Below are 25,856 nucleotides of genomic sequence, written 5' to 3' on the forward strand. Positions count from 1 at the left end.
CTGTAGAGAAGGGACCTAAACTGGCAGTTACAAGGATACCATCTGACCGGTTTACGGTTTGAGGTGTCTTTTTTTCAGCTCTCCTGCAGTCATGGGTTTGCCGTATCGATAGCCCTGTGCTGACCTGTAGTCAGACAGGATCAGATAGGTTTCTTGCTCAGAAGTCTCAACACCTTCAGCAAGCACTTCAATTCCAAGCCGCTGTCCCATGTCGATTACTGTCTGGACAATTGCAAGATTACCTTTGTCATGGCTGATATTCTCTAAAAACACCTTATCAAGTTTTAACAGATCGATGGGTAATTTTTTAAGTCGGGCCAGAGATGAGTAGCCGATACCAAAATCGTCAATTACGATGGAAAACCCCATCTGTTTCAGTTGCTGCAAGCGACTCGCAGCTTCGTCGATACGCTGAATAAAAAGATTTTCGGTAACTTCCAACGCCAGCCACGATGCTTCACAGCCGGTATTCACCAAGATTTTATTTACGTTCGCTAAGAAATCATCGTGCATGATTTCACTTGCAGATATGTTGATTGCCACCCTTGGTGTTGTAAATTTCTCCTTATGCCACTGCTTGGTTTGAATGCAGACGTTGTAGAGTACCCACTGGCCTATCAGGTGGGAGAGTCCCATCTCCTCTGCTAAATGGAGAAAATCATTTGGGGAGACCAGGGAGTGTCCAGGTCTATCCCAACGAAGCAAGGCCTCAATACCTATCAGTTTTTTCGAATAGAGATCGATTTGAGGCTGATATAACATGACAAAATTGTTTTCTGCTGTAGCAGCCTGTAATTCTGCAATGAGACTGATCCGCTCCTTGACTGATTCGGTCATGCTGTAATCATATAACCGGAATGTATTAGAACCCTTACGTTTGGCCCTGTACATCGCGGTATCAGCGTTTTGCAGAAGGCGATCTGCATTATCGCCATCATTAGGGAAAATAGTTATTCCGATACTAACAGCAGGTTGGAGTCGCTTACCTAAAAGGGTGAGTGGCTCTCGAACTTTATTGATGATGTGGCTCGCTACAGATGAAGCATCTTCAGGGCGTTTGATATCCTCAAGCAGAATAACAAATTCGTCACCGCTTAGACGAGCAACCACGTCACCGGTCCGTACTACATGTAGAAGCCGATTCGCCGTAGTAATAAGTAGCTCATCTCCTGCGTCATGACCCAGACTGTCATTGACCTCCTTAAAACGATCGAGATCAAGAAACAGAATTGCTAACAGTGTCTTATTGCGTTGAGCACGAGCTACTGCCTGATTAAGAAGTCTGGTGAAGGAAAAGCGGTTAGGTAGCTGGGTCAGTGAGTCTTTTTCTGCCAGTTGCTGAAGCTGTTGTTTCTTTATTTGTAGCTCATCAACGATTTCGAGATGTTCTGTGATATCCCGATAGGTAACGACAACTGCGTCGCTGTTCTCAATCGAAAGCGGGCTGGCTAATAGCTCCATACGGCGTGGTTTACTATGAGCTTGCTGGATGCTATGGATATATTTTACCGGTCGGCCTTTGCTGGCGACACGGTCTATTATCTCCTGCATGGGCATGTGCTCTTTCATCTCGACATCATCGCTGACACGCTGCTCGGAAGCAGTAAGAGAATGTGCTGCCTTATTTTGTAATATTAACTCGTGTTGAGTACTGAATACATAGAGTGGGTCGGCAACGGCATCGATAATCGATTGTAATTTAGACTCACTCTGTCTTAGTTTCGATAGTAACCATTCTGCTGTTACCCAGGCCATTACAAGGATAATCAATAAAATCACACTCGACCACAAGAGCTTATGTTGAACATCCGCTATCAACTTTTTGACAAAATCACGCCCAGTGAATATTCGTGCAATACCAATAAGACCGTGTGTGTTTTCGTGAAACAGGGGAATTTCAGAGACAAAACAATCTGTGCATGTTTTTTGCCCCCGAATCAGATTTAGAGTCTTGGGTGCAACATTCACAACGCTATAGTCAACCTCGACTTCTATGCGTTGTATCAGCGGTATGGTGGTAGAAGGATCACGTAACAGTAGTATGGTATCCATAGCACGTTCGAGTTCATTTGATATTAAACTGTTTTGATCTCTGCTGAGTGGCTTGCTCAGTATGTTAGCCTGAGCCTGAGCTAGGGCATTGGCCTGGGATTGGGCGTAGGCAATTAATCTTGGCTCCAATGTTAAGTACCAATAGGTGCCTATGAGAATGCCTAAAGTGATACTCAAGGCTGAAAATAGCAATAAAAGACCATGGCTTTTTGCCAGGACTCTTGGTTGTTTATTCTGCCTGTTCCTACTCATTATATTGTTTCGCTATGCGTAGAAAAAATGGCTTATAAATGACGCCTGCAAGATTGGCTTGCGAGGTGTTTATATACGGTAAAATACGATCTGTGACATATAGGCCTGCTATAGCTCCGCGCTCGACATCACCTGAGAAAGGAGAAAAGACTGTGGTTTGTTTGTATCTGACCCAGTTGTTGAAAATCTCAGAATTAATCCCGGGCGATGCAATGAATAGTGCTGCAACAGGTTTATCATGAGGTTCTTGTCGTTCAGAAGTGGAGATGATCTCAATTTCCATAGGATACCCACCAATTCTCTTTAAAGCTGACAGGCCCTCTGAAACAGATAAAGCACTGGCATAATTATCTTTATGCAATACCAGAATTCGAAGTTTTCCTGAAGGGGTGAGTTTCTTAGATAGGGCAAGGTCAGCGACCAGACAGGCAGGTAATATATTGATACCGACATTGAGTCTCTGAGCATCCTCAGGCCAAAGACTGTCAGCAGTGGCTATTTTGAAGAATAATAGAGAAAGCAGTAAGCATAAATGTCTAATGGTAAATCTTTTCAAATCCCTGCGACCCGGTATCTTCACTTTAATTCCCTTAGTAGTCGATAATCGGTGAGCGCGCTACTGAAATTCGTAGTTCAAAGATAGCCACCACCGCCTTCCAGGTCGGGGATAGTCATTGGGGTAGGGTAGAAAGGCCTCTCCTGTAAAGTCTGTTGTGAGTTGTTGTGGATATCTTATCTTTTCATCGGTCAGGTTTTTTATGCCTACATGGAGTTGTAGTCCTGGTGTCAATCCCTGATGACCAACTGTGAAATCAATGACAGTAGAGGCAGGCAGATTGTTGCGTGAATCAAGATTTGAACGATGTCGTTCGCCAACATAGGAGGTTTGTAAAGCTGCAGACCAGTCTTGAAATGGCTTCCAGATGAGTCCTATGTTCGCCAGCCATTCGGCACCACCAGCAAGGTGCTCGTCACTTTTTTTGAATCTTGCATCTACATAGGAGAGATTACCATCAAGCTTAATGTTGTAACTGAGGCGTTGCTGATATTCGAATTCAAAGCCCTGAAGGCGGGCATCTTCGCCGTTGATGTAGCCTGCGTAATTGAGTTCATCAAACAGTATCGGGTTTTTGAGCTCTGAGTTAAACAGGATAAAACTACCTCGCCAATCACTCTTTTTTACAATGTATCCGATTTCTGTGCTATTGATTGAACTCAACTCAAGATGACCGACACCAGGGTTTTGCAGCTCATAAAAGGTAGGGGGCCGAAAACTTCTGGAAAACTGAAATTTCACTATTTTATCAGGGGCGAGGCGCCATACACTGGCCAATCTCGGGCTTACAGGACTGTCGAGGTCACTATAATCATCATAACGAAGAGTCCCGGTTAGCGTAAGCTGCTCACTGAAACGATATTGATCCTGTATGATGAAGGTAAAAATATTTCGGTTTATTTGAGTATCGATCCAATTTGAAGATAATTCAAAAGGCAATTCTGGCCATTTCCAGCCAGCATCCTCAATAGAGGTATCGCTTGCCTTTATGCCCAAAAGCATCTCATGCTTTACATTTGGACGCCAAAAAAAGTCGGTTGAAATAACATATTTTCGCTCAGTATAGTATGAGTCTAAATAGATAGGGTAGGGTGAGATAAAGTCAGCCGGATAGATATAGAGCTGGTCTCTGTTACGCTCATGCTCTAAAAGTTCAAAGCGTACCTCGGTATTGAGAGTATCAGAGAGCTTATTTTTGCTGCCAATGCTAAATGAACGATATTTTTGCCGTGATGCCAAACGATTGTCAGATGGTGGCAGAAAATGGTTGATTCCAAAGTGATCCCCGTATGCATCATCCAACAATTTTGCAGAGGCAAATAGTCCCTTCCATTCCATATCAAAAAAAAGCCCAAGATATTGTCTGGCTTCGTTGCTTGGGCCTGGTGCGTTAGAGAGTTCTGATTGCCCCGTGTGATACCAGGCATCCTCCTCTACATCTACCTCGTGACCATCGCCTTTCAGACCTGAAATATTAAGGGATAGAGACAATTCATTTTCTTTATCGAGCAAATTCCACATCCCTCCCAAGCCATAGTGGGAATCATGCTCATAATGTGTGTTAAGAGAGGTCTCATTCTGTTTGGTAATAATGTTTACCACACCAGCATAGGCATATTCACCATACACTGATGCACCTGCTCCACGTACGACTTCAATTCGCTCAATCTGCTCAATAGGTATGTTGAGTGCGGGATTTGCCGTTCCAAGCAGGGTTGAATTCAGGGAGATACCGTCAATCAGTATTTTGACATTTCCGGAAGCGTAGCCATGACCAACCCCTCTACTGAGTATTTGTCGCTCACCAGTGAATTCCATTCCTAGGCTGATTCCTGGTACCAGCCCCAGTGCCTCCCAAACTGTTCTTGCACCACGAGCCAGTAGTTCGTCTCCATATAGAATGCTGGCCATGCCAGGTACATAGTCAGCATTCATGCGGCTTTTTGTGGCTAATTCTGTCTGGCTGTCCAGTAGAGAGAGCAGGTTGCGTAAATCCTGATTCGCGTTACTATCTGCAAATGCCAGCCCTTGACAAAAAACAGGAAGCAGAAGTACGTATATAGCTTTTTGAATAGCCTGAGTAAATCTGCTGACAAAAGCGGATGGTATTTGAGGATGCTCTCGCTTGTCCATGTTTGAGAGTGACGTTATATGGGTGTGCAACAGTCATATACCTCAATACGGAAACAGGTATCAATGTGATGTCTGTCAGTTTTTGTCTACGAGACAATTGTGGCATAAAACAGCTGTTTCTTAAATGTGTCAAATCAATTTTACCACTCAATGTTTTTTACACTTTTATGGTTCTGCAATTTAGCACTGGGAGGCGGTAGACTACCAAGCAGGATAGTTGTAATCAATCAGTTAATTCCCGATAAGGGTGCTGTGTTTTTGTGAAATCACTTCCAGTTGTATGATGAATAAAGTAGTTGTTAAGTCAGTCAATCTGTAGAAAAAGGACATATTTAGAAAAGAATGTTACTCCAATCGAGGAGGGAGTAGATAGCTGAGGCAAGTAGGCCAGTAACTGGAAGGGTGATGATCCATGCGGTAATGATCCGCATGAATGTTGATCGTTTAACCAGTTCTTTGCGATAGAGCTTGTTCAAAGACTTTCTCTCCTTATTCGAGAGAATGAATCCTTTATCTCTGTCATTCAACTTATCCAGTAGTCTGCCTTTCTCTTGGAAAGAAGCGCTATCAAACTGTTGAATGAAGAGATCGCTCTCTTCCTGATTTTGGTCAGCTTTATGGCGTTTAATAACTTCCAGAGTAACAGCATGATTCTTTTTCAGGTTTTCCCGAAGAAATCCGATACCGAATATTGCACCAACGGTTGTATGGGTACTGCTGACCGGGATTCCCATCAGGCTGGCCAGTAGAACAGTGATGGTGACTGAGGTGACGATACAGAAGGCCCTTACTTGATCAAGCTCTGTAATTTCGTTGCCGATGGTTTTAATCAAGCGCTTGCCGTATAGCACCAGTCCAAGCGGTATCCCTATTGCGCCAATAGTCAGCAGCCAGGTGGGCAGAGCAGGATGGCTGATTCCCTGATCTGAAATCAGTGCCTCTTTGATCGCAATAACAGGTCCGATGGCATTGGCGACATCATTTGAACCATGAGCAAAGCTGAGTAACCCTGCAGCAACAATCAGGGGGATATTGAATTGGCGGTTTACCGCAGATTTTGTATTGGGTAACAAAGCGACGTGCTGTTTTAGGATAGGTCTGATTATCAGAAAAACACCTGTACCGACTGAAATTCCACAGAGAAATGCTGTGATGAAATCAACTCGCCAGCTGGCTTTAAGTCCCTTGGTTAGCAGGTAGGTGGTAAATGTCAGCGCCATCATGCCAACAAATAGTGGAACGACCTTTTCCGCTGCTCGAGACATGTCAGGATGATAAGTAATTTTACGTTTTATCATATAGAGCAGAAATGCAGCTATTATACTTCCCAGCAGGGGAGATAAAAACCAACTGACAGTTATTGTGCTTAGTATTTTCCAGTTCACCACCATCATGCCACCAAAGGTGATACCAGCGCCTAAAACCCCGCCTACAATAGTATGAGTAGTAGAGACTGGTGTGCCTGTTGCTGTTGCTATATGAAGCCAGATGGCACTGGCAAGAAGAGCGCTGATCATGACGTGAATTATTGTACGTGAACTGCCAAGCTGTTGTTGGTCAACAATGCCATGTTTAATGGTACTGATGACCTCACTGCCTGCGAGAAAGGCGCCGGAAAATTCGAATATTGCCGCTAATAAAATAGCACCTGAGAGGCTGATTACTGCAGAACCCACCAGTGGCCCGATATTGTTACCTGCATCATTGGCACCAATGGTTAGTGCTATATATCCACATAATAGAGCAGAAAGAATAACGATGTTGTGCCCATCTAATTCATCGAAAAATAGTTGTGAAACGATGAAGGTTCCGAGCAGAAAAAAAACAGCAAGCAGGTGATGCAGATAATAGAGAGGATGGTAGGCTGAAAATGAGATGCCGCGTAAATTCTGCATGAGTCTGGTTTTCAATTCCTAAGCGATGATATAGTCATAGAACAAAACATTATTTTCATCAAAAATGGTTAATGTTATAGCTGCAGAAACAGTTAGTTGGAGTACTGTTTGGTCTGTGGTTTAACTCTATTGTGAACTTTGCATCTCTCGTATGAACTCATCTGAACGTTTGATAGATTGATTCATGCGGTTGATAAGCGTGTTGATATCAGCTTTTAAGCTTCCGAAGTCACCACGCAATGACCCAATCGCCTGTGCATTGAGGTTGTGCTTCAGGTAAAGTACATTATCACGGAAATTATTGAGTACGGGCTGCATAGTGCGCTCAGCTTGCTGCATCGATTTGAGCATACTTTGATAACGTGTTTTGGTTTGGGACAATTTCTTTTTGCTACTCGCCTGCAACTTTTTGTTTTCATAGAGTTCGAGCTCGTCTGCCCACTCTTCGAACAGGGCTTCGGCAACCGATTTCACCTTCTCTATACGATCTGTCACTTCCTGGGCCGCGCTTTCACTGGATTCGAATTCGTGATTAAGACTGTCATAGGCTTGTTTCAGATCACTCTCTTCAAGACGAATCACGGAGGCAAATTGGTCGAGGGCTGACTTGAATTGCTCCTGGGCATCACTTTGAGCATCTCTGGCATCTTCAACCCGGGTGACCAAAATATCACGTTTATGGTAACCGACCTGTTCCATGGTGTCGTAGTAGACACTGGAGCAGCCAGTGAGAATAAGCAGGAAGCCGAACAAAAGGCATCGATGTTGCGTAAACATGTGAAATAATCCCCTTGGAATCTGGTAGATTGGCAATTTTGCCACAGAGTAGGTGAGTGGGGCGATGCAAGAACGAATCTTTTTTGAATTTTTATACAATTTAACAGTATCTTCGTCCTATAACCTATTTCATAAAGCGCGTATTTTGAAATAACACTATGTTTTATAAGCAGAATATATTATTGGGGGCGCTTTTTATCCTGCTCGCGGAACTCATGTTTGCCTCAATGGGGGCGATTGTTAAGCAGCTGACACAGACTCTTCCCAGCGAAATGGCCGTATTCATGCGGAATTTGTTTGCTCTTGGCCTTCTTTTACCTCTGGTTTGGGGTAGCAGCACTATAACCTTAAATACCAAAGTGATTCATCTGCATCTCTTGCGTTCTGCGGCAGGTGTTTCGGCTATGTACTGCTTTTTTTATGCGCTTGCCAATCTGCCATTGGCCGATGGTATGTTACTCAAGATGACATCGCCTCTATTTATGCCCTTAATTGCATGGTACTGGTTGAGCGAGCCCCTGCATCGAATGATTTTTGTAGCCATAGGGGTTGGTTTTTTAGGGGTAATACTTGTTCTTAATCCTGGCGGGGAGTTCAATCAGATTGCACTGATTGGTTTACTCGGAGGTGGGTTGGCGTCATTGGCAAAGGTCAGCTTACGCAGGTTGGGGAAAACTGAGCCATCTGTCAGAGTGGTTTTTTATTTTGCCCTGTTGAGTTCAATTATCTCAGCAGTGCCAATGAGCTGGAATTGGCAACAGCCAACAGTCTCTGAGTGGTGGCTGTTCGCTCTATTGGGCCTGGTTGGTACCCTGGGTCAACTTCTTTTAACTCGTGGATATGCCATTGCAACTGCTGCGAGAGTAAGTCCATTTACCTATTCATCGGTTCTTTTCGGTGCTGTTTATGGTTACCTGTTCTGGGGAGAGACCCTCAGTCTGCAATTTGTATTTGGCGCCCTGTTAATTGGACTGGCAGGCATTCTTGCTCTCAGAGGGAGAGATGAGGATGAGAGATTGGTCAGCGATTCTGCAAGAACTTGATACAATGCACCCTATTTATAGCACTTTGAAGGATTGGCTCGGCCTATGTCGATGAATTGGACACAACTGTTGTCTAGGCAACGCCTTGGTTCGCAGGATCACCCAGGCGGCAGTACCTCACGCACAGATTTTCAGCGTGACCTGGATCGTATCGTCTTCTCTTCAGCATTTCGGAGAATGCAGGATAAGACACAGATATTTCCTCTCTCGAAGGTCGATTATGTCCGTACTCGCTTGACCCACAGTCTTGAATCCTCGAGTGTTGGGCGTTCATTGGGAACTTTGGCTGGAGAGCAGATCATTGCCCGCCATAAATTACAGAAACACGAGGCGTCAGATTTCGGGGATATCTGCGCTGCAGCCTGTCTGGCTCACGATATAGGAAATCCACCCTTCGGGCATTCTGGAGAAGACGCAATACGCCATTGGGCAGAAACTGCCGATTATGGCAAACAGCGTGTCGCGGTGCTTAGCGGCAGTCAGCGAGAGGATTTTCTCAATTTCGAGGGTAATGCTCAGGGCTTTCGTGTCATCACCCGACTGCAGAACCGAGATAATCCTGGTGGTTTGCAGTTGACCTGCGCAACATTAGGGGCATTTACCAAATACCCAAGAGAGTCCTGCATAGGCAAAGGTCGTTTTGGGGGAGTAAGCGCCAAGAAGCCAGGTTTCACTGCTGAAGATCAGGGGAATTTTGAAGCTGTTGCCAAGGCCGTTGGCTTGATTCGACGGGATCCGGTGCTCGCTATATGGCATCGACACCCACTCTCATTCCTGGTCGAAGCTGCTGATGATATTTGCTATCGAGTGATTGATATTGAGGATGGGTATCGCTTGGGACACCTCAGCTTTCAGGAGGCACTGGATCTGTTTAGCGCCATACTCGCAGATTCATCCATTCAAACAGCTCGCTTGAAAAGTATTGGCGGGGACAAGGAGAAGGTGGAGTTTTTGCGGGCTAAGGTCATAAGCCAGGCTATTAGTGAGATTCTCTGCTGTTTTCTTGATCACGAACAGCAAATCTTAAAAGGGGAGTTTGACGACCCTTTAATGAGCCATATCCCTCACCGGGAAGAGATGGATCGGTTAATTGAAGTGGCAGGTGAAAAGATATATATCGCACCAGAGGTTATCGAGATCGAAACGGCAGGGTTTCAGGTGATCAGTGAGCTGCTGGAAAGGTTTATCCCAATTATTGACGATGTTGCTGAGCATGGTTCTGGGGCGAGTCCACGCAGTCAAATGATGATTAGACTGATTCCCGATCAGTTTATTGGACCACAAGGAGAGCCAATAAAGGATGACTATACCCGATTGCTACGTTTGACTGACTTCGTCTCAGGGATGACCGACTCCTATGCTGTCTCACTGTATAAGAAGGTGACTGGGATTTCACTCCCAGGATAGTGAAGTCGCTTTCTATTCATCTACTCAGATATGGGTATGAAAATGGAGATCTTTGTACCTTTATCAGGTTCACTTTCTATACTTAATCTTCCATTATGAGCGTCAACGATAATACGGCATAAATAAAGTCCAAGGCCATACCCTCCGGTTGCTCTCTGTCTGGCCTGGTCAACTCTATAGAATGGCTCTGTCAGATGAGAAATATGTTCAGCTGGTATACCTTCGCCATGGTCTTCAACAAGGAAGTGCCAGCCTTTATTGCTCAACTCACTGCGGACATCAACAGGTCTAGCCTCATCAGGAGTATGTCGTAGCGCATTTTCCAATAGATTTCTGATCAATAATTTAATGCGAATAGGATCCAGATCAATTTGTTGGTGAGCATTTTTGAAGTGGGGTTGCCATAGCGCATCAAAAAAATGCTCATTTTTAACAGACTCAATCAATTGAGTCGGATCAACAGGTTGAAGGTCGAGTTTCGCATGTTTCGACTCCAGTTGTTCAGTCTCAAGTAGCTCGGCCAACTGATGTTCAAGTATTTTCAGATCTGAGATTATCCTTTCTCTCTGATCACTTTCACTGAGTAGCTCAGCGTTTAATCGTACCCGGGTCAATGGTGAACGGAGTTCATGACTGATTGCAAGTAACAGTTGACGTTTGGCATCTAACATTCCCTCTATTTCTTCTGCCATGGTGTTGATGCTATTCGCCAGCTCCCCCAGTTCGTCTCGACGTTTTAGTGATATACGGTGATTCAGTTCGCCAGAACCGAAGCGAGCAACATCTCGGCGAATGATTTCAATGGGTTGAAAAAGGCGTCTGACAAGGTGGTAGGTGAGGGCTATCAATGCCAGAATTGTGAGTATGGTGGTAATGGCAATGATTGGTAAACGACCGCCTTTCCAGTTGTCTTGGGAGATAAACAGCAGCCCAATATCTTCCTCCTGTAGCCGTAGCAGGAAGCGATGCTCATCATAACTTACCTGAACAGCTCTGCCGTTCGATAGCTGATGTGTATGAAAATTGAGTTTATCTTCATCAACAAGCTTTCCATTATTAGACCAGCGGTGATCGGGGAAATTTATCTGTATATCGAGTTGCAGTCTTTGAGCCAGGGCTGTTGCTGCAACGATATCCGGAGGTGTACCAATCTGCTGGCGTAAGTGGTCGACATATTCCATCATGTGAGGTTCAGCAAACTGTCTGAACTCATCTCGAATACCATATCGAAAGCCGCTATGAACAACGAAAATAATTAAAATACTTACACAAATAAACAGCAATACGAGTCGGGCGCTTAGTCGATGATGCCGTTTCATGCGGATGGATCGATCATTCGATAACCTGATCCCCAAACAGTTTTGATGTAGTCCAGGGGCAGAATTTTTTGACGGAGTCGGCTGACCAGTATATCCACAGACCGGGTGTAGAGTTCTGCATCTACACCCTTGATGGCAGACAAAATCTCATCCCGGCTATAGACCTGTCCAGGATTTAGAACAAAAAGCTCAAGTAGACGAAATTCCAAATTTGTAAGGTTTAGAATCCGATCTCCAATTGAAGCAGTCAGTTGATTCTTGTCGAGGGATAACTCTCCAAGGATAGAAGGTTGTTTTTTACTTGACTGGGCAAGACTGCGTTTCAGGATGTTTTGAATTCGTGCGACTAATTCACGTGGTTCAAATGGTTTAGCAAGGTAGTCATCAGCACCAAGTTCCAAGCCGATAACTCTGTCCATGACATCACCTCTCGCGGTTAGCATCAGAATAGGGATGTCATTGGTTTTTCGTATCGTTCGACATACATCAAAACCATCCATCTCAGGTAACATAATGTCCAGTATGATCAGGTCTGGTTGGTTGAGATTGAGGTACTCAAGACCTTCTGAGGGCGTTGTGAATGACTGCAGAGTGAGACCGTATCGTGAGAAGTACTCGCTCAGTGGTGCGGCTAAGCCTTGGTCATCATCAATCAGAAGTATAAGGGCCATCAGTATACCCCTACGTGCCGCAGTATATCCGATCCTTCCTGCCTGACCCAGGAATCGGTAAGTGCTTCTATCTGTCGTAGTGCATCAGTCATAGTCAATTTGAGATAAACAATATGGGTTGCTTTGCCCTACCAATGGAGAGGGCAAAGCGAACCTCAAATATTGTTGTTTGGGCTTACTCCTGTGTCTCAGTATCGAGTCTCTTGCAGTCAAAGCCACAGTGACGATGCTGCCTGTGTTTGTTGATCATAGCCTGCAGCTTATCACGCTGGTGCTGCTCCAGATTATCACTGAAATCGGCAAATGCCTCAATCAAATCACTACTGACACTGGCGAGTTGAGCCTGTTTTTGCATCAATAGCGTGTGTGCCCTCTGCCGATCCAGAACTGGTGAACTGAGAAGTTCAGTTGCCTCACTGGCATATACAGATCGGTCACTGCGTAATGTCTCTGCAATGGTAACAACTTCAGCTTTTAGTAGGTCAAGCTGGCTTTTTTGTGACTCATTCAGCTGAAGGTGACTATCAAGTCTGCTTGCCATCCAGTCTATCCGGCCTTCAGTGCTGTTACAGAGTCCTTTATAGCGTGCAATTGCGACGCCGCTAACCAACAGTAGTGCAAATATACATATAAAGATGATTACACTCTTACTCATAATGGTCTCCTGATTTGTATATGGGTACATCTATTAATTGCTTGTGCCCTCTGGCTTTACGACGAGTTCAGAATCAAGGCGTGCTTTTGAATCATGCTTATTGCCTGTCGAAAAAGCGCAACGTAGAGTCTGGACGGGTCGTAAAGCCCCGTAGGGCGGGGCCTGAACATGTATCTGCTGCGTTGTGATGCTTGAGAATGGAACAACCATTCTGCTTCGGCTCATGCCTTACAGCTACATGCGCAGGTCACACAGAGGGCATAAACAAGTAATAGAGGTGCCCTTATGTCATAGCTGCCAACGATTCATCCATCGTCTTACAGGAAATATTGTGAGGCATTGGGATGAGAAGATCCTCTCAGGGGTGTAACCCGTTGTAACAAGATGTAACAGGTAAAATTACTACAAGAAATTTTTATAAAATTCCAAAAAAGAATTAAACGACTAAAAGCGTACTTTATATTGAAGCAGGGTCAGTCGGAAACAAGATCTCAGGTGCAAAGTTCTCTTTGTAGCGTATAATTTACGCTATTGTTAAGTTGAAATGTGTAGGAAATAACATCTGCACAGCCTGTAGGCGTTCCAGAGGATCAGGAAAGCCAGCGTATCTTTAAGGAACCTCTGATTTTCGTGATTTGCTTTGTAGCATGCGAAAGATTTTGCTCCGGTGTTTTTAAAAGCATGGTTGTAGTTTGTAAAACATGCATTTCATAGTGCTGCAGAACCTTTCATACTGCTTCATACTCGAACTAAACATATACAGAGGCTCCTTAAGTTAATCTTTATCTCATCGAAATTGGTTTGTGGTGTAGGACACTAGCAAAACTTGAAATGGCTATCTGTTTCTAAGATTGAGATATTTGGAGTTAACAGCGATGATCCCCTGTGAATGTGCCAGATTCGTTTGGCATCTTAGATGCTTGGTCATCTACCGTTGGTGATGGTAGATGTATACGACTAAAAAAATTATTTTCCTTCAAATTATAGCGCTTATCGGAATGTGTCTTCCGATACTAGCACACTGTTTTCCAGAGCCTGGGCGTGTCTATCGGTTACTTATCCTCGACTCTCAAAGTGGTAGCCCCTATCAAGATGTTCGAATATCGCTGATCGAATCACTGTCTGACCATGGTTATCGAGAGGGAGAGAATCTACATATCACATACGGTATTGCAGAAAACGATGTGGTGCTAGGAGAGGCGATACTCAGAAAGGAGTTGTCCACTAAATACGATGTGATCTATGTCGGCGGAACCGTTGCAACAATTTCTGCAAAGCATGTAGTGTGGAATAGTGAAATCCCCGTAGTTTTTGGAGCGCCAACTGATCCCGTCGGTATTGGTGTAATTGACGATTTCGACCAATCTCCGAAAGCTAATTTTACTGGAGTCAGTTATCCAGTACCGGTTAGATCAAGGTTTTTATTCCTGCGCCAATTGATGCCTGACGCTCATACATTTGGCTTAATCTATGCCGATATGCCTCAATCGCAAAGTTACAATCGATGGATCAGGGAGTTATTGGAGAAAGATCCTGCATTTAATGATGTTGAGGTTTTATTTCGGGCTGTTCCATTGGTAACTGGAAAAAATGGTGATCAACAAATGGCAGAGTTTGCTATACCGCTTATCAAGGAATTGAATGATAAAGTGGATGCCTTTCTGAAACCGAACGATCAGTTAGGCGCACGCGAGTATTTCGCGAAAACAGTTGAATCCTTCGCGGATAAACCATTGATTGGTTTGGTTAAAAGCGATGTGGTGTCACGCTGGGGGGCAACTGCTGTCGTATTTCCCTGTCTCGAGAGCATCGGGCGGCAAGTGGCGGTGATGATCCGTGATCTGTTTGAAGATTATAAAGTTCAGAAAATTGAACCCAAATGGCCAGCGCGTTATGGATATGCAGTTGATTTGACTAAGGCAAAACGTTTTGGAATAAGCGTACCAGTTGGCATTTTGCAACTCTCTGGAAAAAATATAGTTCAATGAGATACCTGATTCGATCTCTAGTGGTGTTTTCTTATCATTTTTTGAGTGCTGATAATAGAACTATTGAGGATAGTGGGTTGATTAGAACCTCTCATAAAATAGGTCTCCTCCAAGTAAATAGAAATCATAGTGGCTGTTGAAATATGGGGCTGAACAGAAAAATATTACTCATCACGATTGGTGTATTAGCCATATCATTACTGATAAGTTCCATGCTCAATATATTAAGTTTTCGTAGTAAATATACTGATGCACTTTTAACAGGTAGTTTTGGTATCGGGCATAGCATAGAGAGTCTTTTGACTGAGTTGATTTCTCTGGGGCTACCCTTGGATTCATTGTCTGGCATGGATAAAAAACTGGCAGAGGTGGTGGATAAAAATAGTCATATTGCTTATGCAACAGTAGTAGATGAAGGCGGAATGGCCCTTTTTCATAGCAGTTCAGATTTAATCGGCAGACATTTTAATGACCCGGTAACAACAAGAATCCTGAGTGTTAGAAAGCCAATTTGGCAGGTATACAATCGTTTTGATGGTGAGCATTATTATGATGTGGCTATACCACTATTTGGACAGAATGGTAGTTATGTAGGTGCAGTTCGGCTAGGCTTTCTTACCTCGATTGTTGACGATAAGGTTAAGGGTGCAATTACTCAGATTCTTGTTAATGTTGTTATTACTTTTCTCTCAATAGCACTTCTTCTTAATCTGTTTCTTCGCAGATCGATTATTGAGCCTGTATCGCGCCTTTCTGATTATGCTGAATCAATAGCAAAAGGTAAATTTGAGAAGATTTCAGAAGTAGACGGTAGAGATGAAATTGGTAGACTATCAATATCACTACATAAGATGGGAGAAATACTCAAGGCACAGATCAAAGCACTTAAAAATTCCAGCCAAGAACTTGAAGAAAAGATTGATATAAGAACACAAGAGCTTGCAAGTGCAAATCTTACATTGAAGGATAGCAATAAAGAGTTGATTCATGCTCTGGAGCGGGAAAAAGAACTTACTGAAGCACTTCGCAATAGTGAAGAACGTTTCAGAATGCTATTTGAAAAAAGTAAAGCTGTGATGCTTACCATCGATCCAGTAACCGGTAAAATTCTTGCCGCAAATCAAGCTGCTGAGTCTTATTATGGTTACAGCGGTGATCAATTGTTGGGAATGAATATTAGCGATATTAATACCTTGAGCGAGATTGAGATTGCTCATGAGATGAAATTGGCAGATCGAGAAGAACGAAGCCACTTTTATTTTAAACATACATTGGTTGATGGCACAGTTCGCGATGTCGAAGTCCATTCTGGACCGATAGAGTGGGGAGGAAGGCAGGTACTCTACTCAATAATACACGATATTACCGATCGAAAAAAAGCGGAAGCTGAACTAGATAAAATTGCACATTATGATGCTTTAACTGGTCTACCGAACCGATTACTAAAGGCAGATCGTTTGAATCAAGCTATCGTAAGAGCGAAGCGTAACGATATGCAGGTTGCAGTTTGCTATCTGGATCTTGATGGATTTAAGCCGATTAATGATACCTATGGTCATGATACTGGGGATCAGGTCTTAATAGAGATAGGGCAAAGATTACAAATGACCGTTCGTGCTGGAGACACTGTATCAAGGATTGGTGGTGATGAATTTGTACTGATTCTTACCGAGCTTACAAATTTAGTCGCATGTGAAGTAATTTTGCAGAGAGTAATGGAAAATATCGCATTACCGATTCAAGTGGATAGTGTTGAGGTTGAGGTCTCGGCAAGTATAGGCTATACACTCTTTCCTTCAGATAATTCAGATGCAGATTTACTACTACGGCATGCAGATCAGGCAATGTATATCGCAAAGGAAAGAGGTAAAAATTGCTTTCATCTCTTTGATCCGGAACAGGACAGGCAAGTTAAGGCATATCGCGAAAATTATCAGCGTCTAGAGAAAGCTTTTACCAATGAGGAATTTACACTTTACTATCAGCCAAAAGTAAATATGTATAGTGGACAGGTGATAGGTGTAGAGGCATTGATTCGATGGATTCACCCAGATGAAGGATTGGTTGCGCCAGGTGCTTTTCTACATAATCTGACAAATACTGAGCTGGAAATCGAACTTGGTCAGTGGGTTTTAGGTACTGCACTTGCGCAAATATTAGAGTGGCAATTGGCTGGTATTGATCTATCTGTAAGTATAAATATCAGCCCTCATCACCTACAGCACACAGAATTTATCAATCATATAAAAACTGCACTTGCAAAATATAGTGCAGTAAAGCCTCAAAAACTTGAACTGGAAATACTTGAAACTACCTCTATTCAAGATTTAAACCGTATAATTAAATCACTGGTAAGCTGTCAGGATTTAGGCTTGCAGATAACTTTAGATGATTTTGGAACAGGTTATTCATCTTTGACCTATTTTCATAGACTCCCAGTAAATACGCTCAAAATAGATCGCTCATTTGTCTGCGATATGCTCGAGGATCCACAGGATTTGGCAATTGTTGATAGTGTAGTTAGACTGGCGCAAGCCTATCATCATCCGGTTATTGCTGAGGGTGTTGAAAGTATTGAACATGGTGCTGCATTGCTAAGACTTGGATGTCAATTAGGGCAGGGGTATGGTATAGCAAGACCAATGCCTGCTGAGAATATACCTGGGTGGTTAAATGCTTGGGATAGTGATGATGAATGGCAATATTTGAAAAAAAGACTTGAAAAAGCCAGTAACTCGGATATAGAAGAGGCCATAAACAGCCACGAGCAGTGGATTGAAAATGCTGTTGATATTCTTTCAAAACCACCTTCAACATCACAAAGGCTTCTTTTAGACAGTCATAGTTGTTCATTCGGTCGTTGGTTTTATGGAAATGGATATTTTCAATATGGACACCTTAAAAAGTATTCAAACTTAAGAGAGTGCCATGAACGTATACATCTGTTAGGTCAGGAACTCTATAATCTGTCAGTCAGTGAGCATCAAGATAGTGTAAAGAGTAGGATTGATGAGTTACGGCAGATGCATCAGCAATTTATTCAGCAACTTAATGAATTAGTAAAACAAGAAAGCTCATGATATCTCAACCGAATTATTGATTCGAAAAAAGAGTAATGCTCATAGCTACTGATTACGGTAAAATTATTCATTAAATTTATACATTTCAATCAATATCTAAGAATGGCTTTGGCAGAGTAAAATATGGATTATCAAAGACGGTTTGGAGGTATTGCACGTCTCTACGGTCAAAGTGGCCTTGAAAGATTTCTAAAATCGCATGTTGCAGTTATAGGTGTTGGTGGGGTGGGGTCGTGGGCAGTCGAAGCTCTTGCTCGTAGTGGTATTGGTAAATTGACCCTATACGATTTAGATCATGTGGCTGAATCTAATGTCAACCGTCAATTGCCTGCGCTTGAGAAGGATTTTGGCCAAGCTAAAGTCTTAGTGTTGTCTCAGCGAATCAAACAAATAAATCAAGATTGTCAAATCACTGCAGTTGAGGAGTATGTTGAAGCAGAGAATCTATCTGATTTACTACTCGATAACTTTGACTATGTACTGGATTGTATTGATAACTACAGAACCAAAGCCGCAATAATAGATTACTGTAAAAGAGAAAAGATACCTTTGATAACATTAGGTGGTGCTGGTGGGCAGATAGATCCTACAAAAATAGGTATTTCTGATTTGAGTCGAAGTGAACAGGATCCTCTTTTGTCTAAGACTCGTAAATTATTGAGAAAAGAGTTCGGATTCCCTTCTAATTTGAAACGTCGATTTGGTGTGCCATGTGTATATTCAGTCGAACAACAAAAATATCCTAATAGTGAAGGAGAGGTATGCCTTGCAAGGCCAGATGGACTTGATGGCTCACTAAACTGCGGTGGATATGGCTCTGCTATGACCGTAACAGCCAGTTTTGGGTTGGTTGCAGTTTCACATGTCTTAAAGCAGCTGTCTGATGGAGTTGGGCCCTAACATACTGATTTTTCGAGTGGCAGAAGTGCGCTTGCCTGTAGATTGGGACTGCAGCGGCATTTTGAAACCTCGATGCAGGCAGGCGAGGTACATTTCGACTTATGACGACATGTTGAATCACCTGTTTAATAATTAAACTGAAAATAAACAGAGGCTTGTGTTAATGTTTTTCAGCCATGGCTACAGTATAGGTCTTTCCCTGTTTTAGTTTTTTATAATTACCAAAAATCTCATTCAAATTACGTTTCATATATTGTCGTAAACCATTGATGGTAACTACATAGAGTTTACCCCCAGGTTTGAGTCTCTGTTTGGCATCATAGAGAATTATGCTCAACATCTCTTTTCCTACTTTTGCAGGTATATTTGAGGCAATTACGTTAAAGCGTAATGAAGAGTCAATATGGTCAAATGCGTTGCTTAACATAGCTTTAGCATTGGATATATTATTTCTAGCGGCATTGGCATTACTGTACTCGATAGCCATAAAGTCTTTATCAACCATCAAAGTTCTGCCTTGTGCTGCACGTCTTGCCATGTAAAGTCCTATTGGGCCATAACCACAACCCAGATCCATGCAGTCAAACTCTGGCTCTATATGTAAGTTATTGATCAATAGCTGGGTACCTTCATCAATATCCTTAGGTGAGAAAATGCCCCAGGTGGAGTGAATTAATAGTTTTTCTCCATTGAGATCGGCAGTAAATGAAATATCTTTGCGTAGTCTATCTATATTTTTATCAGTCAACATAATTCATTGCTTTTATATTCAAGTATTGCAGGATTCACAACAGCTGGCGATTATCGGCAATCCATGCCTTAAATCGGTATGATGTGATTAAATGTCTATTCTTCAGGTTAATCAAATAGTTTGAAGGCTCTCGTCTAAGTTTAACATGCTTGCTAGTGTACCTCGTCATAGATTCTGTACCATTCAGCGAGTCTGGAAGGGGTTAGCCGCGCCCCGAAGGAAGTGCCCTTGGGGTGCAAGGCATGACTCGAAGGGAATGGCCCCTCCCTTGCCAAGAGGCATAACGCCGCGGATAACCCCTTCCAGGCTCGCCCGGAGGGGTCGGCCCAATACGCCTGCTCTGCGTTGTGGCTCTTGTAAAGGGCCTGCCATTCCCTGCGAGCCACGCCTTGATCTGACGTAATGGGGCGGCTCTGAATGGTACAGAATCTATGGCGAGGTACACTAGATATCAGGTAAATAGTTGGTGAATAATATCTAACATACTATTCTCATCATGATAGTCGACGGCGATCGGCCAATATCCATCCTCAATTTTCAGTACAAGAGCAGGAAAACTGTTTATCCCCATCAATCTTGATTGCTCAATCTCATCTAATAGACTGTTGTTAATAGACTCATTATTCAACAGGTTTTGAAAAATAGATCTATCCAAGCCAATTTCACCTGCTATTTCAACCAGTGTCGAATTATCAGATGGATTTCTTGCTTCCATGTAATATGCCTGTTGAATAGAAAGTATCATCTGCTCTTCTAATGCTGCGTCCATTTTTCTACTGGTGATGACAGCTCGACATGCAGGATAGGTTGAGCGGCGAGGTACATTATTTAACCAAAAATTATAGTTGAAGTCGGTCTTGGGTAACTTTTGCTGAATAGTCAACCAGGTATTCCTTAATCTTTCCTGCATATCCATTTCCATAGGCTCTTCTGAATCTGCAGCCAGACCACCTAGAAGATAACTGTAGGTTATTGAATCTGGTAAACTTATTATCAGTTTTGAGAGTGTAGGTCTGAAAGCCCAGCACCAACTGCACATTGGATCGTGAACATAATAAAGATGCGGCATTAGAAATAGTTTCCGTTAATTATTGAATAGTATAATATTATAGAAACTATTAAAGCGCTATTTTAAGAATGGAATATCTGAATGGAGTACACACAGGAAGTGTTAGAAATATATTCTAAGAAAATAATTATTAGATCTGGAAATCGAGAGGTGACTCTCTTTATTTTTCACTTTTTAAGAATTAATAACAATTCTATGTGAAGGTAAAGTGGAGGAATCAGAAGTGCGTATATCAAATCTTCTTCTAGCTCTATTGTTATGGGTAGTATCACAACCAATTATCTCAGAAGAGGTAGACTGGATAACCTTAGAGAGTTCTGGAATAAAAATAATCAAACTTTATGGGTTGTCAGAGGGTGATCGTTTGACAGTCACTCTATTTCCCCTTGCTGCTTATAATGAAAATAATCTGATTCAACACTTCTACAGAATAATTGACAGCGACGGTCCTCGATTAGGGGAGGTAATAAATAAATTTCAAATAGAACAGACATCAATACCAGGTCTAACAGTTGTAACAACTCTCAGGCGATTTCTGGATGGAACAGGGAGGCCAAGTCTCATTCACTATCAAGCCTTTTATTTCGAACATCAACAGAGTATGTGGTTTGCAAGGACAGAACTGAATGATAATATCAACTTATTGGTGGAATATTATGGTGAGGAGTTGAATATGATTATGCATATAATGGGTGTGAAATCAAACAAGAACCTATTATAATGACGCCTGAGTATATCGCGCAAACAAATACACTATTTTGAATAAAAGAATTGATAGTTTAACTGATTACAGATATAAAATAATGAATCAGAATATAGAGCAAGTTAAGAGGTTATCTTGTTAAAATTCGCGCTATTAGGAAAGGTGGCATTCTGGTTAGTTGTTATTGGTTTTTTTGCATTAATAACACCGCAACCCGCCTGGCCAGAATGGTTTGCGAGGATGGTGCTCTCTTCAGGAATTGCTCTTGGAATTGTGGCTATTGGTGTGCAGATTTGGCGTAAATAAATTAGAGAACTTAAAATGATACTCGACCATGTACTAAATATCTGCTAATTACTTTCAAAAATTCTACTATATCCGTTAAATCTTAATCGACAAGAGTAACTAACGAAAAAAAGCTCATTGTCACTATAATGGGGTTGCATTCTATTAAAAAATAGATAAGTCACAATAGAGCTAATCCAAAATAATAGTTGATAATAGAAGTCTATTATCAACTACCATACAAATGGATAAGCAGTCTATGTTTGATAACTAACTATTTATAACTAGCTCTTACTGGATATCGACTCTTCGACCTGTTCTAATAGATTAACAATTTGGCTGGATATTGGTGAAATTTTTGTGTATAGATATTCAGCTTTCTCTTTATCACCATTTTCTTTGGAGCTAATAATCTCCTTGATTAGATCATGAAGGTCGTGATGTGGTTGTTCAATAGCTTGCATTTCAGAGCTATCACCATATTGCTTTAATCCTTCACTATAATACCATTTTCCGAATGCACAATTATGATGTGATACTGCTTCATCTCTCGATAGGGACTCCATGCCATCGAGAAACGAACGTAGTCTCGCTTTCCAGGCTATGTGTGCAGATTTAGCTGCACTAAAATCTAAACTGCTGTCTCCAGAAAATTTAAATTGCTGTACAACCATTTGCAGGGCTGAGGCAAACGATCCCAGGGAGTTGACTGTGTCAGCAGTAGTATTGGCTTCCGTAGTATTTAGCTTGCTGCTATTGTTAATATTAGAAATATTGTTGTTAATCTCCTCTGCAACGGCACACTGTTGCTCTACAGCTGTTGCAATTTGAGTATTCATCTGATTAATAGTGTTTACTGCTCTATTTATCGTATTAAGTGAATTTAAAGCTTCACCGGTAAGTTTTACGTTGGCCTCTACCTTTGCTCGACCAGAGGTCATAACAGCAACTGCTTCTTGTGTGCCATTTTGAAGTGACTGAATCATACTTTGTATTTCACCGGTAGATTCATGCGTTCTTGTAGCAAGACTGCGTACTTCATCAGCTACAACTGCGAAACCCCGGCCTTGTTCCCCGGCTCGTGCAGCTTCTATTGCTGCATTGAGTGCTAGCAGGTTGGTCTGCTCAGCGATGCTTTTTATAACATCAAGAACGCTACCAATATGCAAGCTTTCCTGCTCAACTCTCTTAATAGAATGCTCTGCATTCTTTACTTCACTTGCAAGTTCTTCGATGGCGTCAGATGTTTGTCGTACAATAGAACATCCACTATGAGTCTCTTCATTAGCAGTTTTAGCCGCCTCTTCAGCAATAGTTGCATTCTTAGCTACATCACTAATACAGGAGGTCATTTGGTTCATTGCGGTTGTAACTTGCTCTATTTGTCTCTCTTGGTTATGTATACCATTAATAATTTGGCTCGAGCTTTCACTGGTTTGAGCAACTGCATTAATAACAGATTCGGTTGAGTGAGCAGTCTGCCTGATAAGGTCTCTTATTTTACCAACAAATACATTAAAGCTTGCTGCTAACATCGCTAATTCATCATTACCAGATTGGTCAAGGGTGTTCATCAGGTTACCATCGCCATCTGCAATATTTTGCATGGTATTTGTTGCTTTTGTAATAGGTATGGATATAGAGTTAGCAATAAACCAACTAATTGCAAACCCAACTATCAGGCCGATGATTAACAGAATGATCACTAAATCAAATACGAATTGGGTATTCTCAGTTAAGGACTCGCTAGTGTGATCTATTGATGTCTGAAGCTCTCCAGCAAGATCTGCAAGATTGGTTTGAATTGCCTGTAGATCAACATTTAATTCGTTGCGTACCAGTGCGGCATCACTACGCCACTGATCACTGCTATGTATTTCTAGTAATTTTGTATAATGCTTATTAAAGATAACGATATTTGCTATAAAAATATCGAGTGCATCAACCTGCTCAAGTGTAAGTATCTCTTCACGATCTGAAAGCTTCTTAAGTAGTGATTCCACCTGCCCAAGGTACAGATTCATATCCTCTATATTATTCTTGTTTCTGAAAGCCAGGTATCCACGGATACCATTCATTACCTGACTCCAGGTAAATCTCAATTCTGCAATATCAGCTAAAAGTTGCTTACGCCCTTCCTCAGAATCCTCATCCATTTCGGACATAATCATCTGTGTCGTAAGCTGCATGAAGTTTCTGCTTAATGGATTGATAAACTGGTTGGCATAGGAGATACCAGGAAAATTCTCCTCAAAAGAAGATGTTTTCTGCAATAAAATGTTTGCGGTCTCTTCGAATGCCTCAATCTCTTCCTTTACCAAATTCAGTGCTTCATCATAATCAATTTCAGGATTACGTAGGGTTGCGTTATTTAATAGACTAAGTACTTCTTTAGTTCTTATAAGTGCCTCTGTATAGCCTTCCAAATGGTAATTTTCTTTCGTTACCATATAGAAACCAAGTGATGCGGTAGCCTGCTCAATATGTAATGTTAAATCTTTTGCCAATAAAATTGTCGGCTGATTGGTGGTTATGACTTTGTCCACATCGCGATTGACTTCATTAAGACTCAATAATGTAATCACTGAGCTAATTGAAAAGATGGACAATACCAGCCCGAAACCAAGCCATAGTTTTGTACGAATAGAAGAAAAACGAGATAGCGACAGCATAGCAAGTCCCCTTGGTATATTACATATATCCTATATTCACCCTGATTGTTGTTATATTTCAGGTGATACTGTTATTTGCCTACAAGCCGCCTATAGGCACTATTATTTACTGCTACTTATTTTGATGGAATCCAGAGTGGTATTCCCTTGGCAGAACCGCTGATGAGTTCATAAACGCAGGTGTTTTACTTAATGCTGCTTTTGCTTGCACCGGTTATCGAAATGATCAGTGAATCCTTGCTGTTTGATTTAGATTCCATTTCCATCTGTTTAATCGACACTTGTATATAAAACTTTAAGAAATAGTTGCTGCGAATAATATAAAAACTTAAATACAACAAACAATATTAGTCTTTTGTAGAACAAAAAAAGAAATAAAGTATTTAATTGAATGGTGATATTAAATTTCAAAGTGAAAATGTTAATCATCCCAACTCTTTTTTGAAACTATAGCAACTGAGAGAGTCGTGCTTCGTTTATTGATAGGGTGTATTTTGATCTATAGAGGGTGTAAATTGAACAATATATAAAAAACAAAGTCGGATGCTATAAGTTGTTCCATGGTGAAATAATGATTTTACACTAGAAGAATTTTGACGCAGACCCTACGACCAACTGGCCCTGTTACGCACTTAAACTCAGAAATATTTATGCGAATTGTCTATCAACGACTCATTACTGCTTCACTTCTGTTCATGCTTTTAACTTCTGCCAATGGGGGATGGTTAGAAGAGATAAAGCCATCTAAAGAGGCTAATAGCATTGAGTTATTTGATATCAACAATCAAAAATATAGCCTGAGTGGCTTAAATGGGAGAGTGGTTCTGGTTAATTTCTGGGCAAGCTGGTGTCCACCTTGTATTGAAGAGATGCCTTCAATGACCAGGTTGGTGGAGACAATCTCTTCAGATAGGCTGGTCGTACTTGCTGTCAATGTCAAAGAGAAGAGGGCTAGAGTAGAGCGAATAGCAACTAGGCTGGAACTCAATTTTCCTGTTTTGCTCGATCAAAAAAAGGCGGTTGCTGATGCTTGGGGTATCAAGGTCTATCCGAGTAGTTTTCTTATAGATTCATCTGGTCGAATGAGGTTTAAAGCGATTGGTCCTGTTGAATGGGATAGTGATGAAGTGGTGGCTTATATCAAACAGCTACTCGCAGAGGAGACGCCATAATATCTATGGCCTGGTTAGTATGTGCCAAAGTCAGCTGCAACAGGTGATTTTGACCGATTTCCGGCACTGAGTATTCTTGGCCAGCGCTCGTACTCGGAATCGTCCAGTTCTGGTGTAATGGTGACCACATAGACACGTCGTTCATGATGGCAGTGAGCGATCAGCCCCTGAATCCACTTGCCTGATGTGACATCAAACCAGCGTCGGTTTCCTTCAAAATCCACCTCCATGAACTGACGTATATCGAGCTTGACTGGAAGAGGCCGCCACCGATCCCAATGTCCACCATAGATGGCGTCGAGTCGCGCCCATCCGCCGAGGGGGAGTTTGCCTGTCTGCTGTTTTCTTCTTCCCCAGGGTAACAGGGCAATGCCTCCCTGTTTTTTGATCACCGGCAGACAGGCCCGGGGATCGGGAAACTCTGTGCGAAACTCTTGATTGCTGGAAGCGTAGTAGATGGCAGTACACATCTTAAT

Annotated in this window: 20 protein-coding genes; 8 read left to right on the forward strand and 12 right to left on the reverse strand. The window is 42.1% G+C overall.

The window, feature by feature from the left end; translation table 11 throughout:
• Positions 1–51: 51 nt before the first annotated feature.
• From AC4IE7_RS19620 to AC4IE7_RS19640, 5 genes are all read right to left on the reverse strand, one after another.
• Positions 52–2,304 (reverse strand): putative bifunctional diguanylate cyclase/phosphodiesterase, encoded by a 2,253-nt coding sequence (locus AC4IE7_RS19620; RefSeq protein WP_490778563.1) that lies wholly within the window; start codon positions 2,302–2,304, stop codon positions 52–54.
• On the reverse strand, positions 2,297–2,884 hold the full coding sequence (locus AC4IE7_RS19625) for a hypothetical protein (protein WP_490778564.1): 588 nt from the start codon (positions 2,882–2,884) through the stop codon (positions 2,297–2,299). The genes AC4IE7_RS19620 and AC4IE7_RS19625 overlap by 8 nt, the downstream gene beginning before the upstream one ends.
• A 36-nt stretch (positions 2,885–2,920) precedes the next feature.
• Entirely contained in the window at positions 2,921–5,023 is a 2,103-nt protein-coding gene (locus AC4IE7_RS19630; protein ID WP_490778565.1) for a TonB-dependent receptor plug domain-containing protein, read from the reverse strand.
• Positions 5,024–5,325: 302 nt separating this feature from the next.
• A complete protein-coding gene (locus AC4IE7_RS19635) occupies positions 5,326–6,888 on the reverse strand; it encodes an inorganic phosphate transporter (RefSeq protein WP_490778566.1) in 1,563 nt (520 codons plus the stop codon).
• A gap of 126 nt (positions 6,889–7,014) precedes the next feature.
• Positions 7,015–7,665 carry a DUF2959 domain-containing protein gene (locus AC4IE7_RS19640; protein WP_490778567.1) on the reverse strand — a complete coding sequence of 217 codons (651 nt, stop codon included), beginning with the start codon at positions 7,663–7,665 and terminating at the stop codon, positions 7,015–7,017.
• Between the two features lie 158 nt (positions 7,666–7,823).
• Between AC4IE7_RS19640 and AC4IE7_RS19645 the strand changes: the two genes are divergently transcribed.
• Positions 7,824–8,708: a DMT family transporter gene (locus AC4IE7_RS19645; protein WP_490778568.1), complete on the forward strand. Its 885-nt coding sequence runs from the start codon at positions 7,824–7,826 to the stop codon at positions 8,706–8,708.
• Between the two features lie 51 nt (positions 8,709–8,759).
• The gene (locus AC4IE7_RS19650; RefSeq protein WP_490778569.1) at positions 8,760–10,115 is read left to right on the forward strand and encodes a deoxyguanosinetriphosphate triphosphohydrolase; all 1,356 of its coding nucleotides are present in this window, start codon (positions 8,760–8,762) and stop codon (positions 10,113–10,115) included.
• A 20-nt stretch (positions 10,116–10,135) separates the two neighbouring features.
• Here the strand turns inward: AC4IE7_RS19650 and AC4IE7_RS19655 are convergent, their stop codons facing one another.
• The 3 genes from AC4IE7_RS19655 to AC4IE7_RS19665 all read right to left on the reverse strand — a co-directional run bounded on the left by AC4IE7_RS19655 (position 10,136) and on the right by AC4IE7_RS19665 (position 12,760).
• A complete protein-coding gene (locus AC4IE7_RS19655) occupies positions 10,136–11,434 on the reverse strand; it encodes a sensor histidine kinase (RefSeq protein WP_490778570.1) in 1,299 nt (432 codons plus the stop codon).
• Entirely contained in the window at positions 11,431–12,105 is a 675-nt protein-coding gene (locus AC4IE7_RS19660; RefSeq protein ID WP_490778571.1) for a response regulator transcription factor, read from the reverse strand. The genes AC4IE7_RS19655 and AC4IE7_RS19660 overlap by 4 nt, the downstream gene beginning before the upstream one ends.
• Positions 12,106–12,280: 175 nt before the next feature.
• Entirely contained in the window at positions 12,281–12,760 is a 480-nt protein-coding gene (locus AC4IE7_RS19665; RefSeq protein ID WP_490778572.1) for a hypothetical protein, read from the reverse strand.
• Positions 12,761–13,707: 947 nt separating this feature from the next.
• Here AC4IE7_RS19665 and AC4IE7_RS19670 point away from each other — a divergent pair.
• The 3 genes from AC4IE7_RS19670 to tcdA all read left to right on the forward strand — a co-directional run bounded on the left by AC4IE7_RS19670 (position 13,708) and on the right by tcdA (position 18,728).
• Complete coding sequence (locus tag AC4IE7_RS19670) at positions 13,708–14,748, forward strand: ABC transporter substrate-binding protein (RefSeq protein ID WP_490778573.1); 1,041 nt, start codon at positions 13,708–13,710, stop codon at positions 14,746–14,748.
• A 143-nt stretch (positions 14,749–14,891) separates the two neighbouring features.
• Complete coding sequence (locus AC4IE7_RS19675) at positions 14,892–17,828, forward strand: EAL domain-containing protein (RefSeq protein ID WP_490778574.1); 2,937 nt, start codon at positions 14,892–14,894, stop codon at positions 17,826–17,828.
• A 123-nt stretch (positions 17,829–17,951) separates the two neighbouring features.
• Complete coding sequence (gene tcdA, locus AC4IE7_RS19680) at positions 17,952–18,728, forward strand: tRNA cyclic N6-threonylcarbamoyladenosine(37) synthase TcdA (RefSeq protein WP_490778575.1); 777 nt, start codon at positions 17,952–17,954, stop codon at positions 18,726–18,728.
• A 160-nt stretch (positions 18,729–18,888) separates the two neighbouring features.
• On the opposite strand, the gene AC4IE7_RS19685 is transcribed toward tcdA, so the two are convergent.
• Both AC4IE7_RS19685 and AC4IE7_RS19690 read right to left on the reverse strand, forming a co-directional pair.
• The gene (locus AC4IE7_RS19685) at positions 18,889–19,479 is read right to left on the reverse strand and encodes a class I SAM-dependent methyltransferase (RefSeq protein ID WP_490778576.1); all 591 of its coding nucleotides are present in this window, start codon (positions 19,477–19,479) and stop codon (positions 18,889–18,891) included.
• Positions 19,480–19,930: 451 nt separating this feature from the next.
• Positions 19,931–20,548: a DsbA family protein gene (locus AC4IE7_RS19690; protein ID WP_490778577.1), complete on the reverse strand. Its 618-nt coding sequence runs from the start codon at positions 20,546–20,548 to the stop codon at positions 19,931–19,933.
• Between the two features lie 208 nt (positions 20,549–20,756).
• Here AC4IE7_RS19690 and AC4IE7_RS19695 point away from each other — a divergent pair, with 208 nt between their 5' ends.
• Both AC4IE7_RS19695 and AC4IE7_RS19700 read left to right on the forward strand, forming a co-directional pair.
• Entirely contained in the window at positions 20,757–21,269 is a 513-nt protein-coding gene (locus tag AC4IE7_RS19695) for a hypothetical protein (protein ID WP_490778578.1), read from the forward strand.
• Between the two features lie 117 nt (positions 21,270–21,386).
• Entirely contained in the window at positions 21,387–21,557 is a 171-nt protein-coding gene (locus AC4IE7_RS19700; protein ID WP_490778579.1) for a hypothetical protein, read from the forward strand.
• A 263-nt stretch (positions 21,558–21,820) separates the two neighbouring features.
• Here AC4IE7_RS19700 and AC4IE7_RS19705 read toward each other — a convergent pair whose 3' ends face one another.
• The gene (locus AC4IE7_RS19705; protein ID WP_490778580.1) at positions 21,821–24,208 is read right to left on the reverse strand and encodes a methyl-accepting chemotaxis protein; all 2,388 of its coding nucleotides are present in this window, start codon (positions 24,206–24,208) and stop codon (positions 21,821–21,823) included.
• 650 nt (positions 24,209–24,858) lie between these two features.
• Here AC4IE7_RS19705 and AC4IE7_RS19710 point away from each other — a divergent pair.
• Positions 24,859–25,380, forward strand: coding sequence for a TlpA family protein disulfide reductase (locus tag AC4IE7_RS19710; RefSeq protein ID WP_490778581.1), 522 nt, complete (start codon positions 24,859–24,861; stop codon positions 25,378–25,380).
• Positions 25,381–25,394: 14 nt separating this feature from the next.
• Here the strand turns inward: AC4IE7_RS19710 and AC4IE7_RS19715 are convergent, their stop codons facing one another.
• Positions 25,395–25,850: a hypothetical protein gene (locus AC4IE7_RS19715; protein WP_490778582.1), complete on the reverse strand. Its 456-nt coding sequence runs from the start codon at positions 25,848–25,850 to the stop codon at positions 25,395–25,397.
• Positions 25,851–25,856: the final 6 nt, after the last annotated feature.

This window comes from Candidatus Thiodiazotropha sp. AKAK3 (assembly GCF_058244645.1).